The organism is Micromonospora sp. NPDC007271, from assembly GCF_040634005.1.
GTDB lineage: Bacteria > Actinomycetota > Actinomycetes > Mycobacteriales > Micromonosporaceae > Micromonospora.
In genome coordinates this window covers 1-14,620 of sequence record NZ_JBEYER010000083.1, presented here as the reverse complement: position 1 = coordinate 14,620, position 14,620 = coordinate 1, and the positions used below count along the sequence as shown (strand labels likewise).

At 69.2% G+C, this 14,620-nt stretch carries 13 protein-coding genes and 3 pseudogenes; 4 read left to right on the top strand and 12 right to left on the bottom strand.

Annotated features, from left to right (window positions below):
* Nucleotides 1-65 precede the first annotated feature (65 nt).
* Nucleotides 66-194: pseudogene (locus ABZ570_RS25385) on the bottom strand (ATP-binding cassette domain-containing protein); the annotation flags it as partial.
* A 418-nt stretch (nt 195-612) separates the two neighbouring features.
* On the opposite strand from ABZ570_RS25385, the gene ABZ570_RS25380 reads away from it, so the two are divergent.
* Together ABZ570_RS25380 and ABZ570_RS25375 are read left to right on the top strand one after the other, a co-directional pair.
* Nucleotides 613-708: a putative leader peptide gene (locus tag ABZ570_RS25380; RefSeq protein WP_358068491.1), complete on the top strand. Its 96-nt coding sequence runs from the start codon at nt 613-615 to the stop codon at nt 706-708.
* 114 nt (nt 709-822) lie between these two features.
* Nucleotides 823-3,276 carry a M14 family zinc carboxypeptidase gene (locus ABZ570_RS25375; protein ID WP_358068488.1) on the top strand — a complete coding sequence of 818 codons (2,454 nt, stop codon included), beginning with the start codon at nt 823-825 and terminating at the stop codon, nt 3,274-3,276.
* 156 nt (nt 3,277-3,432) lie between these two features.
* On the opposite strand, the pseudogene ABZ570_RS25370 reads toward ABZ570_RS25375, so the two are convergent.
* Nucleotides 3,433-3,936, bottom strand: a pseudogene (locus ABZ570_RS25370) (transposase); the annotation flags it as partial.
* A gap of 132 nt (nt 3,937-4,068) precedes the next feature.
* On the opposite strand from ABZ570_RS25370, the pseudogene ABZ570_RS25365 reads away from it, so the two are divergent.
* Nucleotides 4,069-4,512: pseudogene (locus tag ABZ570_RS25365) on the top strand (transposase); the annotation flags it as partial.
* 382 nt (nt 4,513-4,894) lie between these two features.
* Entirely contained in the window at nt 4,895-5,476 is a 582-nt protein-coding gene (locus ABZ570_RS25360) for a zinc ribbon domain-containing protein (RefSeq protein ID WP_358068485.1), read from the top strand.
* A 490-nt stretch (nt 5,477-5,966) separates the two neighbouring features.
* Here ABZ570_RS25360 and ABZ570_RS25355 read toward each other — a convergent pair whose 3' ends face one another.
* The 10 genes from ABZ570_RS25355 to ABZ570_RS25310 form a co-directional block, all read right to left on the bottom strand.
* Nucleotides 5,967-6,968 carry a nitronate monooxygenase family protein gene (locus ABZ570_RS25355; RefSeq protein ID WP_358068483.1) on the bottom strand — a complete coding sequence of 334 codons (1,002 nt, stop codon included), beginning with the start codon at nt 6,966-6,968 and terminating at the stop codon, nt 5,967-5,969.
* A 69-nt stretch (nt 6,969-7,037) separates the two neighbouring features.
* Nucleotides 7,038-7,445: a MaoC/PaaZ C-terminal domain-containing protein gene (locus ABZ570_RS25350; protein WP_358068480.1), complete on the bottom strand. Its 408-nt coding sequence runs from the start codon at nt 7,443-7,445 to the stop codon at nt 7,038-7,040.
* Nucleotides 7,442-7,882, bottom strand: coding sequence for a MaoC family dehydratase N-terminal domain-containing protein (locus ABZ570_RS25345; protein ID WP_358068477.1), 441 nt, complete (start codon nt 7,880-7,882; stop codon nt 7,442-7,444). The genes ABZ570_RS25350 and ABZ570_RS25345 overlap by 4 nt, the downstream gene beginning before the upstream one ends.
* Entirely contained in the window at nt 7,879-8,622 is a 744-nt protein-coding gene (fabG, locus tag ABZ570_RS25340; protein WP_358068474.1) for a 3-oxoacyl-ACP reductase FabG, read from the bottom strand. The genes ABZ570_RS25345 and fabG overlap by 4 nt, the downstream gene beginning before the upstream one ends.
* A 37-nt stretch (nt 8,623-8,659) precedes the next feature.
* Nucleotides 8,660-9,814 (bottom strand): thiolase, encoded by a 1,155-nt coding sequence (locus ABZ570_RS25335; RefSeq protein ID WP_358068471.1) that lies wholly within the window; start codon nt 9,812-9,814, stop codon nt 8,660-8,662.
* Entirely contained in the window at nt 9,811-10,164 is a 354-nt protein-coding gene (locus ABZ570_RS25330) for a zinc ribbon domain-containing protein (RefSeq protein WP_358068468.1), read from the bottom strand. Before ABZ570_RS25330 ends, ABZ570_RS25335 begins: the two co-directional genes overlap by 4 nt.
* Nucleotides 10,165-10,175: 11 nt before the next feature.
* Nucleotides 10,176-10,964, bottom strand: coding sequence for an enoyl-CoA hydratase-related protein (locus ABZ570_RS25325; RefSeq protein ID WP_358068465.1), 789 nt, complete (start codon nt 10,962-10,964; stop codon nt 10,176-10,178).
* A gap of 38 nt (nt 10,965-11,002) precedes the next feature.
* On the bottom strand, nt 11,003-12,649 hold the full coding sequence (locus ABZ570_RS25320) for an AMP-binding protein (protein ID WP_358068462.1): 1,647 nt from the start codon (nt 12,647-12,649) through the stop codon (nt 11,003-11,005).
* Complete coding sequence (locus tag ABZ570_RS25315; RefSeq protein WP_358068459.1) at nt 12,646-13,794, bottom strand: acyl-CoA dehydrogenase family protein; 1,149 nt, start codon at nt 13,792-13,794, stop codon at nt 12,646-12,648. The genes ABZ570_RS25320 and ABZ570_RS25315 overlap by 4 nt, the downstream gene beginning before the upstream one ends.
* Before the next feature lie 95 nt (nt 13,795-13,889).
* On the bottom strand, nt 13,890-14,620 hold a 731-nt coding region (locus ABZ570_RS25310), incomplete at its 5' end, for an FCD domain-containing protein (RefSeq protein ID WP_358068456.1).

The following is a 14,620-nucleotide window of genomic DNA, read 5'->3' as shown; positions in this document are numbered from 1 at the left end:
CAGCCGGTCCGGGAATCGAGCAGGGCGAAGTGTTGATGGATCATGCCGATGCCCTGTCGGGCCCGCCGCAGGCGGTCTCCCCGCAGCGTCGTGAGTTCGACGCCGTCGACGACCACTCGGCCCGCGTCGGGGCGTTCCAACAGGTTGGTGCAGCGCAACAAGGTGCTCTTGCCCGCGCCGCTGCGCCCGACCACGCTGAACACCTGGCCCTCGGCGACCGTCAGGTCGACGCCGTCGACGGCGGTGACCGGGTGGCCGCGCGTGTGGAAGGTCTTCCGCAGACCGTCGATGCGTATCACGGATCTGTCCTCGTTGTTCGGATGGAGTCGGGAGTGTGTTGCGGGGATGGCTGCCCCGGGTGCCGGTGGAGAACGGGTGGTGCGGTCCTGGGGTGGCTCAGGACGATCTAAGCCACAATCCCTATGGGTTTGGTAGGTTATCCCATCGGATTGCCGGAGGACAGACCGCGAAAACGTGAGGCACAACACGGCAGTTCAACCGCAGTAACGGGCCGCACAAACAGGCCGCAAACCGGGCAACCCGCCCCGGGTTGATGGTGTTCACCCCGTGGGATGTCCGGGTGGACGATGTTGACAGGCCGGTAGGGCCTCGATGAAGATCTCCTCCGTGCGAAGCGCCTATCTCACCAAGCGAGGTCACATCGACCTCCTGCGCGTCGCCAGCGCTGCCTGTCGACCCTGCGCTTGACGCCGGGTTTCCTCTCTGCCGCTGCGGGCGTTCTGCGAAGCCGTGGGTCTCCGGCCCTGCGGCAGCCCCGCCATGCGACGGAACCCTTCCCTCTCGACAGGAGAGCTGTCCATCGTGCGCAAGACATCCGTACGCCTGGCCGCGGCTGGGCTCACCGCCACTGTGCTGAGTGCGGCACTCTGGACCGGCCCGGCACACGCAACAGCGTTGCCGGCCGTGCCACCGCCGCCCGTCAGCCCGTCCGAGATCGCCGGATACCCCCGGCAGAATGTGCTGCCGGTCTGGCCCGACAACCCTGCGGACGCGTCCATCCCCATCGGCGTCATCCCGTACGACGACATCGCCCCGAAGCTGAATGCACTACAGGCAGCCACTGACCGCGTCTCCGCCCGCGTGGCCGGGAAGTCCAGCGGCGGCTACGACCTCTACGCCGTCACGGTCACCGCACCGGAGAGCCGGAAAGAGGCCCGGCAGCAGGAGGAGTGGAAGCATCTCATCGAGGACGACCCGGTGGGGGCCCGCACGAATGCTCGACTGCTGGCTGGCTACAAGACCCCGCTGTTCGTCAACGCCAACATCCACGGCAACGAGTGGGAAGGCACCGACGCGGCCCTGCGCGTCATCGAGGAGTTCGCCACCAGCACCGATCCCGAGGTGACGCGGCTGTTGAAGCGAAACCGGCTGATCTTCAACATCACATCCAACCCGGACGGCCGGATCGCCGGCACCCGGGCGAACGCGGCCGGCTATGACCTCAACCGCGACCTCACCATCGTCTCCCAGCCCGAGACGAACCTGATTCGCGAACTCGTCATCGACACCAAGCCGATCATCACACTGGACCTGCACGGATATGTCAACCCGACGCTGCTACACCCGAGCACCCCGCCGCACAACGTCAACAACGAATACGACCTCTACATCAAGCACGGCCTGCCGAACGCGCTGGCCATCGAGGAAAACCTGCGAGCCTTGGGCTACCCGGAGACCCAGCGCGCCCGGATTCCGTTCCGGGACGACGAACCGGGGGTCTGGGACGACTTCCCACCCATCTACGTGCCGTCGTTCGCGATGCTTCAGAGCAGCATCCCGTACACCATCGAGGCGCCACTCAACCCGCGCGGCAACCTGACCCCTAAGGAGCGGGTGCGTCGTTCCCGCATCAACACGGACGTACACGTGGTGGCGATCAAGACCTCGCTGCAGTACATCCAGGACCACCGGACCGAGGTGCTGCACGACCAGGCGGAGGTCTACCGGCGCGGGTGGGCCGCTGAACCGCTGCGGGACATCCCCGACGGCTACGTGCCGGGCTGGGGACCGGAAGACAACTACCACACGGTCTTTCCCCGGGCGTACGTCATCCCCACCGGCCCTGACCAGCACTCCGAGCCAGCTGCCGCCCGTCTCGTCGATTTGCTGATCAGCAGCGGCGGCCGGGTATGGCGGGCCAAGCACGAATTCCACGCCGGGGGTAAGAGCTACCGCGCCGGCTCATACGTCATCCACCTGCATCAGCCCAAGCGCGGCCTGGTCAACTCGCTGCTCGAACCCGGCATCGACATCACCGAACGAGTGACCGACCTCTACGCCGGCCCGGCCGCCTGGAGCCAGGGGCTGACCTGGGGTGCCACCGTCGACGCCATCTGGGACCAATTGCCGAACGTGCAGTTGAACCGGATCTACGACGGTGTGGTCGACGGCCAACTACCCTCCGCCGACTCCGACCTGCGCCTGGACATCCAGGACGCCGCCGACCTGCTGGCGGTCAACTCGCTGGTCCGCAAGGGTGTCCAGGTCTATCGGCTCGCCGACGGGTCGGTGGTGATCCCCGCCGTCCCAGGCAGCCGCCAACTGCTCAAGGACGAGGTCCGAGCGCACGGCGTCACCTTCCAGCGCGCCCCAGCCGGCTGGCACGGGACCCCGCTGGACGACGTCGTCGTCGGCTACCTGGGCACCGTCGAGGAGCGCGACACCCTGACCGACCTCGGCTTCACGGCCCGGGCCATAACCGCCACGACGTTGGCCAGCACCCTGACCGACGAGGTTGATGTGCTGCTTATCGCGAGCAATCTCAACTTGGCGAGCCTGACGGCACCGAACCGGGAGGCGCTGGAGGCATTCCTGGCCCGTGGCGGCGGCATCGTCGGACTGGGCACCGCCGGGGCGAACTTCAGCAACGGCACCTCGCTGTTGACCGTCACCGCCACCGCCGGGCCCTCGCTGGCCAGCGGAGTAGCCAACATCGTCAACCACGGCGGGCCAGTCACCTCCGGGGCCATCCCGCACTCCTTCATCAGCCAACCAGTCTGGTTCACCAACCTCGGTGCCGGCGTGACGGTCGAGCAGTCCTACGCCGCGGACCCATTGCTCGCCGGCTGGTGGGCGGCAACCGGCACCGGCACGAACGGGCAGGCCGCCGCCGCGAACCAGGCCAGCATCGTCCGGAGCATCAGCCCCGGCGGCAACGGTGTCGTGCTCTTCGGTACCGACCCGACATTCCGGCTGCACCCCAAGGGCCTGCAGCCGCAGTTGGGCAGAGCGCTGCTCTGGGCCGCACGGCCCTGACGATAACGACGCCATGAGTTGATCCCGCAACGGTGACGGCCCGGCAGCCGCCTGCCGGGCCGTCACCAAGCACGCCAGACAGGGACTGCGAACAAAATTCGGACCTGTATCAAAGGACACGAGCAACGGCGTGCCGCCCCAACTGCGTGATCATGTAGACAGGTCCCGCTTGCGCCAGGCGTGGTAGTCATCGGTCCACTGCCCGGTCAACCTCGTGATCGCCGCCGCTGACAAGCCGGCCGCCGAGCCGAGGAACTGCTGCAACGCCGGCACGAAGTCCCCGGTCGACAAGCCGTGCAGGTACAGCAACGGCAGCACCTCGGCGACCTTCGGGCTCTTGCGGCACCACGGCGGCAGGATCGCTGAACGGAACTGCCGACGCTGCCCGGTGACCGCGTCGGTGCGCTTGTCGTTCACCCGCGGCGCCCGCACCTCAATCGACCCAGCACCGGTCATCACTTCCCTTGGCTGGGCATGGCCGTTGCGGACCACCAACCGCCGGCCCCGCTCGTCGCGCTCGTGCGCCAGCTCAGCCAGGTAGGCGTCGACCTCGGCCTCCAACGCGGCGGCCAGCATTCGCCGCGCGCCTTCGCGAACGATGTCATCCAGCAGCGAGACGCCCTCGCGTCGCTGCCCGTCCTCGGCGACTACAGTCAGCACGGGCGTGCCTTCCCGACCGACGCTGCAACGTCGGCCTTGCTCGAGACCTACACGAATCGATCACCGGGAAGGTACGCCCCTTCCCGGCCGATCCACAGGTTTCGAGCATTCCTCAGACTGGGTCCACAAGAGCTCGCCGCGATACCGAAGTCGGCGCACCGGCGCGAAGGCCGCCCGGCCGAGATCTGGGGCGCCGAAGACAAGCCCCACGCCCAGCTCGCCGCAAGACGGTTCGCTGACCTGTACGGCGCGAAGTTCGGCAAGGCCGTCGCGAAGGTCACCGACGACCTCGACGAGCTGCTGGCCTTCTACGACTACCCGGCCGAGCACTGGGTGCACCTGCGCACCTCGAACTCGATCGAGTCGACCTTCGCCACCGTCCGGCACCGCACCCGTGTCACCAAAGGCCCCGGCAGCCGCACTGCAGGCCTGGCCATGGCGTTCAAGCTCATCGAAGCCGCACAGGACCGCTGGCGGGCGGTCAACGCACCCCACCTCGTCGCACTGGTCCGCGCCGGCGCGACCTTCGTCAACGGCCGCCTCGTCGAACGACCCGAAGACAACATGGCCGCGTAGCAACTACCTCATCCACAGGTCTTGACGATTCCTCCACCGGGATGCCGCCAAGGCCCTGGGCGAGTACATCAGCCGGCTCGGCCAGCGGAACTACTTCGTGGGCGCCTACATGAGGCGACTGCTCCTGAGCGGGGGCGTGACCAAAGAAGGTTCGCCCTGGCCCGAATTGCACATCGAGATCCATCCTGGTGATCAGGCGCGCCTGGTGGACAAGAGCGGCAAGCCGATGGGCATGACGGCGGGCGCTGTCAGCCGCGAGGTCGGGCGTCGGCTGTTCCTCCTATGGCTTGACCAGTATGGTTCCGAGCATCCGGGCGAACCGGCACCGCTATCTGAGTTCTTCTCCGAAGGCGGACCGTCTGGAAAGCCAGAGGTGCGGTCGATGGAAGCCAAGGGCATGGGCGCCACCATGAACACGCGCCTGTCCCAGCAGGTCCGCGGAAAGATCGTCGACCGCATCCGGCACCTCGCCGCCGAACACGGTGTCGCCGTGGTCACCGTCCCCGCCCACAACACCTCCAAGCACTGCCCGCAGTGCCTCACCCCGCTGCGGCACTGCAAAGCCCCCGACCGGCCCAGCGTCGCGGGATGGAAGTGGGCCATCTGCCCCAACCAATCCTGCGGCTGGCAGGGCGACCGCGACCAGGGTGCCTGGCGGCGCATCGCCGCCCGGGGCCTGACCCACCAGGCCAAGACCGTCACCGACAAGACCAGCGGTGTCATGGCGATCCGCACGGTCGTGGACACCCTCGAAGCCACCGCTGTCATCACCCCGACCACGACCAGCCGGCGGGACCGGTCGAAGACCGGCTCCACCCGCCACCAGCCACCACGCCCCGCGCCCAGGCGACGCAGGGCACCCTCCCCACCCGACCCCACCACGGGCGAGCGGGCAAGCGTCCGGAGGGACTCGCACCAACGGACCGGAAACTGCCCCGCGCAGCCCACCGACGCCAGGACGTGACCACGATCAGCACACCACCCACCGGCCGCCGGCCACGCGGGGCAGCACTGGGCGTCGGATTCCATCTCCACGCCCACGCCACCCCACCACGGTGGGAAACGATCCCAGAAACACAATCCGACTCAGGATCACTAAGCTGATCAGAGACGCTTGGGCGAGTCGACTCGGTCGAACTTGAGCTACCGTGATCATATGGATCTGAATGATCACGAGCCGGAGAGTGGACGTCAGACCGCCCTACCCGTGCCGGAGGCTGCGGCATCCAGCGGCTGGGCACTGCTGGCCGTCGCCGTTGGCGCAGTGGCCAGTCTTCTGATCACATGGCGTCTCAGGCAGCAGAGGGGCCAGCGGGGTTGAAGTAGCTGGGTGACTATCCCTCAGCGTCGAAGATCCGATCCATGGCGACCGCGCCGCTCAAGGCCGGGCAGTTTCCCCCTTTCGGAGGCAGCTTGGACTACCCGATCTCGATATCCGGAAACGCTTGAGTGGCTCAGCGGCCACCAGGCGTGGGCGCGGAAGCGTCTTTCAGCAACGCGGGCAAGTGGTCGGTCAGGATCGCTCTCGCCTCCTCCAGGATGCGACTGATGAGTTCGGCGCAGGTCGGGATGTCTTCGATCAGCCCCTGGACCTGTCCCACCGTCCAGATCCCGGCATCCGGATCACCCAGCTCGTACACGCGGCGGCCGCGGCTGCCCGCAACGAGGTCCCGGACGTCCTCGAACTGCCCGCCGGCGGCGAGGACCTGCGCCACCTTGCGGCTGACTGTGTTAGCCGCGACTCTCGCCGTGTTGTGCAGCGGTCGGAAGATCAGCTCGGTGTCTCGCTCGGAGGCCTGGACGATCGCCTCCTTGATGTTCTGGTGAATCGGCGACTCAACAGTGCACATGAACCTGGTGCCCATGCTGATGCCGGACGCCCCGAGCGCGAGCGCGGCGACCAGGCCGCGCCCGTCGGCGAATCCGCCGGACGCCACCACCGGGATCGTCAGCTTCCGGGCGGCCGCCGGAATCAGCACGAGGCCGGGTACGTCGTCCTCGCCCGGGTGTCCGGCGCACTCAAAGCCGTCGATGCTTACGGCGTCGACCTGGAGCGACTGCGCCTTGACCGCGTGCCGGACGCTGGTGCACTTGTGCAACACACGGACCCCTGCTGCTTTGAAGGCGGCTACGTGTGGCGCGGGGTTCGATCCGGCGGTCTCCACGATGGTGACCCCGGAGTCGATGATGGCCTGCCGGTACTCCGCGTACGGGGGCGGCGAGATCGACGGCAGGATGGTGAGGTTGACCCCGAACGGCTGGTCGGTCAGGTTCCGGCACCTGGCGATCTCGTCGGCCAGGTGCTGCGGGGTCGGCTGGGTGAGAGCGCTGATCAGACCGAGGCCCCCGGCGTTGGACACCGCAGCGGCGAGCTCTGCTGTCGCCACCCACTGCATGCCGCCCTGCACGATCGGATGCTGGATTCCGAAGGCCTCGGTGAAGGCGTTCCTGATCACTGCTGTTCCTTCCGGGCGGGACTTCGACGGTGCGGGCGATGGGTGCCGGGGGTGGTGGACCCTGACGGGTCAGGGCACGGGATGCCGGACGCGGGCGATCAAGGCGCCCAACACCTCACGGCCGTCTGCGGTGACCGACAGCTCGATCTCCGCCTCGGGGCCGGTACTGCGGGTCACCGCACCGGTCACCGTCACCGTGGCGCTGCCAGTACCAGGCACGATCACCATCGAGGTGAACCGGTTGGCCAGCTCGATGACCGCGGTCGAGGAGCCGAGCCACCGGCACAGCGCCTGGTTCGCCAGCGCCAGGGTGAGCATGCCGTGGGCGATGACACCGGGGAGTCCGGCCGCTGCAGCCGCTGTGTCGTTGTAGTGGATCTGGTTGAAGTCGCCGGAGGCGCCGGCGTAGCGGACCAGCGTCTCCCGGGTGATCTCGAATTCGACCGGCGTGAACGTGGTGCCCGCAGAGAGGCTCATGTCAGGTCCCCCGCTGCATCCAGGATCAGGCAGGTGTGGGTGATGGTGGCCTCGAACGGTCCGTTGAGGGCCCGCATCGCGGTGACGGTCTGGATGCGGACGTGCCGTCCGGCGGCGCGCAGCTCGACGATGCGAGTCTCGGCGGCCAGCCGGTCACCGGCGCACAGCGACCCGTGCAGAACGCTGGTCTGCCCGCCGTGCACCATTCGGGTCAGGTCCAAGCCGAGGCCGGGGTCGCGGCGGACCGGCTGGGAGAACCGCAGCGCCAACGCGCTGGCGAAGGTCGCCGGAGCGACCAGATCCCGGTGGCCGGCGGACTGGGCCGCCGCCACGTCGACGTGCACCGGATCGTCGGCGAACACCGCCCGCGCGAACTCCCGGATCGCCTCCCGGGAGACCTCGAAGGGCTCTTGGAGGTGGTGTGGCTCGCCTTTCACATGAACCGCCCACCGGCCACTTCGAGCACCGCCCCGGTCATGTAGGAGGAAAGGTCGCTGGCCAGGAACAACGCGACGTTGGCGACCTCGACCGGCTCACCCATGCGCTGCAAGGGGATGTCCCGGGCCTTGGCCTCGAGGACCTCGGCCGGGATCGCCGCGGTCATCGCCGTACGGATGATGCCGGGCTGGATCGCATTCACCCGGACGTTGCGGCCGGCCAGCTCCTTCGCGGCGGCCTTGGTCAGCCCGACGATGCCGGCCTTCGCCGCGGCGTAGTTGGTCTGGCCGATGTTGCCGACCTTGCCGGCGAGCGACGAGACGTTGACGATGGATCCGGACCGCTGCTCGCGCATGACCTCGGCCGCGGTCCTGGTGCCGAGCCAGCAGCCCTTGAGGTGTACGGCGACGACCGCGTCGAAGTCGTCGAGGCTCATCCTGTGCAGCATTGCGTCGCGGGTGATGCCGGCGTTGTTGACGAGCACGTCCAGCCGCCCGCGCTCACGGACCACCCGGTCGACCAGCGCCCGGTACTGCTCGGGGGAGGTTACGTCGCAGCCGAGGCCGACCACGGGGGCGCCGTCCGCGGACAGCTCGGCGGCAGCGGCCTGGGCAGCGTCGACAGTGCGATCGGACAGGTAGACGTGGGCGCCGTGGGCCGCTGCGACCTTGGCGATCTGATAGCCGATTCCCTGCGCGCCGCCGGTGATGGCGACGCTGCGTCCTTCGAGCAGGGCCATGCGGGTGGTTCCTTTCGCTGCTGTGGGCGGTGACGGTTCAGACGGTGGCTTCGGTGCCGAAGATGGCGGTGACTTGGCTGGAGAGCACCCCGCCGTTGCCGTGGGTCAGGGCGGTCCGGGCACCGGGCACCTGCCGTTCGCCGCATTCGCCGCGGAGCTGTCGGACGGCTTCGATGATCAGGAGGATCCCGTACATGCCGGGGTGGCAGTACGACAGACCACCGCCGTTGGTGTTCACCGGTAGTACGCCGCCGGGCGCGATCCGCCCGTCCGCGACGAACGCGCCGCCTTCGCCCTTGGCGCAGAACCCGAGGTCTTCCAGGAACAGGATCGGGTTGATGGTGAACGCGTCATAGAGCTGCACCACGTCGATGTCCGATGCCGACAGTCCGGCCATGTCGTACGCGCGCCGACTGGACTGGACGGCCGAGGTGGTGGTCAGGTCGGGCATCTGACTGATCGTGGCGTGGTCGGTGGCCTCACCGGCGCCGAGCAGGTAGACCGGGGGGCGGGGCAGGTCCCGGGCGCGCTCCGCCCGGGTCAGCACCACGGCGCCGCCACCGTCGGTCACCAGGCAGCAGTCCCGCACGGTCAGCGGCGAACTGACCATTCGAGCGTTGATCACGTCATCGCGGGTCAACGGGTCACGGCTGAACGCCTTCGGGTTGAGCCGCGCCCACTCGCGCGCGGCGACGGCGACGTCGGCGAGCTGCTCGCGGGTGGTGCCGAACTCGTGCATGTGCCGGGCGGCGGCGAGGGCGTACATGGACACTGGGAAGCGCGGGCCGTACGGTGCCTCGTACGCGTTGAGCTGGGTGCGGGCGACCAGTTTGCCGACGTTCGACCGCTGGTTGCTGGCGTACGTCACCAGGGCCACGTCGCAGAGACCGGATCGCAGAGCTGCCGCGGCGTGCAGCACGTGCGAGACGAAGGAGCTGCCGCCGATGACCGTCCCGTCGATGTACCGAGGCTGGATGCCCAGGTACTCGGCGGTGTCCAGGCCGGCCGCCGGATACACGGAGGAGGCGGTGAACAGCCCGTCCACGTCCCGGGTGGTCAGGCCGGCCTCTGCGAGCGCGGCGTGACTGGCCTGGCCCATCAGGTCCAGCGGGGACAGGCCGGGGCCGACCAGGCCGAGCTGTGATTCGGCGACGCCGACGACAGCCGTCGTGCCGCGGAGCGAATCGGTCATGGCGCCACCAGCTCGAACCGCAGTACTGCGTCGTCGGCGATGACGGCGCGTACCGCTCGCCCGATCAGCGGCGCCTCGGTCTGCACCCCGGTCACCGTGCTCATCATCCGGAACCCATCCACGACATCGACGAGGGCGATGTTGCTGGCCGGGGTGTCCTTCGCGTACAGCCAGGTCACCGAATACACCACGCCGTCGCCGGAGGAGGTCAGCCAGGCCAGGTCGGCGCTGCCGCAGTGCTTGCAGAGCACGCGCGGGTAGAACTGGGCCTGTGCGCAGGCGGAGCAGCGCTGGTAGCGCAGTTCGCCTTGCTGTAGTCCCGCCAGGTACTGGTGGTGTGGACTGTTCACGATGGGTGTCCCTAACGGCCGTGGAAGGTGGGCGGACGCTTGGCCAGGAAGGCCGCCACGCCCTCCGCGAAGTCGTCACTGGTGATCAGGTCGAGCTGCGCCGCGGCCTCGGCCCGCAGCGCCGCGTCCAGGCCGGCGAGGTCGGCCCGGAGCCGCTTGGCGGTCGACAGCGACAGCGGTGCCCGGGCGGTGAGGGTGCGTGCCCGGTCCAGCGCGGTCGGCAGGGCCTCACCGTCGTCGGTGGCCTGGTCGACCAGTCCCCATTCGGCGGCCAGTGGGGTGCCGACGGGCTCGGCGAACATGAGCATCTGTGCTGCTCTGCCCCGCCCGACCCGGGCGGCCAGGGTATGGTGCAGGCCACCGTCGGCCGCGAGCCCCACTCGCGGGAACGGGCAGCAGAAACCTGCTGTGGCACCGGCGATGACGTGATCGCTGGCCGAGGCGAGCGCCAGGCCGAAGCCGTAGCACTGCCCCTCGACCGCGGCGAGTACCGGGATCGGCGCGGCGGCTATGGCCCGGATGATGTCGCCCACGACCTCCAGGCGCGGGGCGGCCACCGCCGGGTCGGTGGACATGGTGCGGAGGTCACCGCCGGCGCTGAACGTTCCGGCAGCGCCCGTGATGACCAGGACCCGGATGGCCGGGTCGGCGAACGTCCGCTGGAGCAGGGCCAGCAGCCGGGCGCGGGCGTCATCGTCGAGCGCGTTGCGCCGCATCGGATGCGAGAGGGTCACGCAGCGGACGCCCGCGTCGTCGGTGCACAGCAGTTCGGCGCTTCGCTCGGCGTCGGCATGAGGCACCGTTGCACTGCGTTGATGATTCGCTCGCTGCCGCTCGCTCATGCCGTCACCGCCGGCGGGATCCGGTCCAGCATGGCGCGCAGTTCGGTCTTCAGGACCTTGCCGACGCCCGACAGCGGCAGCGCGCTGACGACGTGCAGCTCCCGTAGCCGCTTGACCGGTGCGACCTGCGCGTTGACAAACGCCAGCACGTCGTCGGGCGGGCACGGCGTACGCAACACGACGAAGCCGACCGGAATCTCGCCGGCGTGCTCGTCGGGACGACCGACCACGGCGGCGTTGGCCACGCACTCGTGCCGCAGCATGATCTCTTCGAGCTCGCCCGGATAGACGTTGTAGCCCTTGTAGATGAGCATGTCCTTGATCCGGCCGACGATCGCCAGGTACCCGTCGCCATCGCGGCGGCCGAGGTCGCCGGTGCGCAGCCAGCCGTCCACGAACGTCGCCGCGGTCTCCTCCGGCCGGTTGAGGTAGCCGGCGGACACCTGCGGACCACGAATCCACAGCTCGCCGACGGTGCCGTCGGGCACACAGGTGCCGGCGGCGTCGCGTACCGACACCTCGGTGCCGGGCAACGGCACCCCGCAGCTGTCGAACCGGTCCGGCGCGGACTCGGTGTACGGGGGTGCGGTGGCGACCAGGGTGGCCTCGGTCAGCCCGTACGACTGGCGGACCCTGGCGTTGCTGAACACCGCCTCCAGTCGCTGGGTCAACGGCACCGGCACCGGTGCCGAGGCGCAGCCGATCGCGCGGACGCTGCCCAGGTCGCGGCCGGCGAGGGTCGGGCACTCCAGGATCGCGTGGAACATCGACGGCGCGCCGAGCAGATGTTGCACCTGGTACGCCTCGACCAGGTCGAGGAACCGGCCGGGCTCGAAGCGGGACATCGTCACGAGGGTGGTGCCAGAGGCCACATGCTGGCTGAGCCCGACCAGCCCCATGGAGTGGAACAGCGGCGCGGCGGTGAGCGCGGTGGCCTCGCCGGGCCGGAGCAGGAAGTCGCCGGGCACCGGCCGCAGCGCTATCCCGCCCTCGTCGTCCGTCTCGGGTACCGCCCCGGTGCGCCAGCAGGCGTACTGCAACGTCTCGGCGAGCAGGTTCCGGTGGCTGATGACCACCGCCTTGGGCCGGCCCGTGGTGCCGCCGGAGAAGACGAGGTGGGCGGTGTCGGCGCCGGTGAGGCGCACCGGCGGGGGGTCCGCGGCCTCGGGCGTACCGATGGCGATGCGTCGGGCCGACGGTGGGTCCTCGTCGATCAGCACCAGTCGCACCACGCCGTCACGTGCCTCGCCGGACAGCGGATCGCCGGCCGCGTCCGTGATGATCGCCCGCGCGCCGGAGTCGGCGAGCTGGCGGGCGATATCGACGGGGGTCAGCATCGGCGACAGGGGAGCGGCGGTCGCGCCGGACAGCAGGATGCCGAAGTAGCAGAGCGGGTAGTCCAGACCGTTGCCGAGGTGGATGGCGACCACGTCACCGCGGCTGATGCCGGTGTCGGCGAGGAGCTGTCCGATCCCGCAGGCCCGCCGGTAGAGCCGGGCGAAGCTCAGCTCGGCGTCGCCGAGGCGCAGGGCGGTCCGGTCCTGGTAGCGGCGGGCCGAGCCGGCCAGCACGGCGAGGATGGTCGAGTCCGGGATGTCGAGCTGGTTCGGCAGGTGCTCGGGCCAGCCTGTCGGCGCGTTCACCGCAGCCCCATCGACTTGGCGATGATGGTCTTCATGATCTCGCTGGAGCCGCCGTACACGCGGGTGATCCGGGCATCAGTGAACCGGCGGGCGATGCGGTACTCGGTCATGTAGCCGTACCCGCCGAAGAGTTGCAGGCACTCGTCGGCGACCCGGCCCTGCAGTTCGGTGGCGAACAGCTTCACCTTGGCGGCGTCGGCGCCGGTCAGTGTCCCGTTGTTGTGCTCGCTGATGGCCCGGTCCACCAGGCAGCGGCCGGCCTCGAGCTGGGCGGCGAGCCCGGCGAGGACGAACTTGGTGTTCTGCATGCTGGACAGGCGCTGGCCGAACACCTGTCGGTCACCAACGTACGCGACGGTGTCGGCGAGGATGGATTCCGCCATCGCCATCGAGCCCACCGCGATGGCGAGTCGTTCCTGGGGCAGGTTGCCGGTCAGGTACCGGAACGCCTCGCCCGGTTCGCCGAGTACGTTGCGGACCGGCACCCGGACGTCGGTGAAGAACAGTTCGACTGTGTCCTGCGCGTGCAGGCCGAGCTTGCGCAGCTTGCGGCCCCGCTCGAGGCCGGGCATCCCGTTCTCCACGACGAGCAGGGTGAGCCCTTCACGGCGGTCGGGGCCGGACCCGGTACGCGCGACCACGATGATCAGCCCGGCATTGGCGCCACCGGTGATGAAGGTCTTGGCGCCGTTGAGCCGGTAGTGATCGCCCTCCAGGACCGCGGTGGTGCGCAACCCGGCGAGGTCGGATCCGCCGCCGGGTTCGGTCATCGCGATGGCGCCCATCAGCTCACCGCTGGCCATGCCGGGCAGCCAGCGGCGCTGCTGCTCGTGGGTGGCGTAGTGCAGGAAGTACGGGATGACGACGTTGTGGTGCAGGGTCGCCGGCCCGAGCAGGACGCTGCCGCGGGCGATCTCCTCCAGCACGATGGCGTTGTAGGTGAAGCTGCTCTCGCCGGCGCCGCCGAACTCTTCGGGGATCTGCGTGCCGAAGATGCCGGCCGCACCGAGCGTGCGGTACAGGGACGTCGGGATCGCCTGCTCCTCTTCCCAGGCCAGCGCGTAGGGCTCGACCTCCTTGTCGAGGAGGTCCCGGACCATGCGGGCGAAGGCGAGGTGACTGTCGTCGAGGATTGCGCGCTGCACGGGCAGGCCCCCATTCGCATGCTGAAGCAAGCTTTGGATGTGAGCCTGACCGTACTATGCATGCGTGAGCATGCGCAATGGTAGGTGTGGGACCGTCAGGAAGCTACGCCGACGTGGGCGCTCAGTCCGGTGATGGCGTGCGCGTTGGCGGCGGCGCGTACGCGGTCGACCCGGCCGGAGGCGATGGCGTCGATGATCTCGGTGTGCACCACGAGCCGCCGCCGCAGGTAGTCGCGCAGCCCCTCGGTGGGCACGACGTCGTCGACGTGGCTCTCCAGGGTGGAGAGCAGGCCTTCGTACACGGTCCGCAGCAGCGTGTTGCGGCACAGCCCGGCCAGTCGGCGGTGCAGCGACCAGTCGGCCTGGTAGAAGCGCTTCGCGTCGGAGAGCCGCGCGGCCATCTCGGCCAGGATTCGCTCACAGTCGGCGATGTCCTCGTCGGTGCGGTACTGGGCAGCCTCGATGAGGACCAGTGGCTCCAGCGCGTCGCGAACGTGAATGGCATCGGCGACGGTGACCGCCTGCGCGCCGAGCGACAGCAGGGATTCGCCGAACTGGAGGATGCCGCCGGGCTCGGTAGCCCCGGCTGGCTCCGGCGCCGGCGTGGTGAAGCCGCGGGGTGCGGCCAGCGACTCGGCCAGCGACTCCAGGGCCGTGAGCGCTCGCTGTTCGAAGTCGAGGCGATGCTGGGCCACGACGGCTCGGCCGGCCGGCGTTATCTCCAGGTTCGCCGCGCGGGCGTCGGCGGTCGACGTGACGCGCTTGAGCAGGCCGCTCTTCTCCAGGCGGGTGACCAGCCGCGACGTCCCGGACTGGCTCAGGCCGA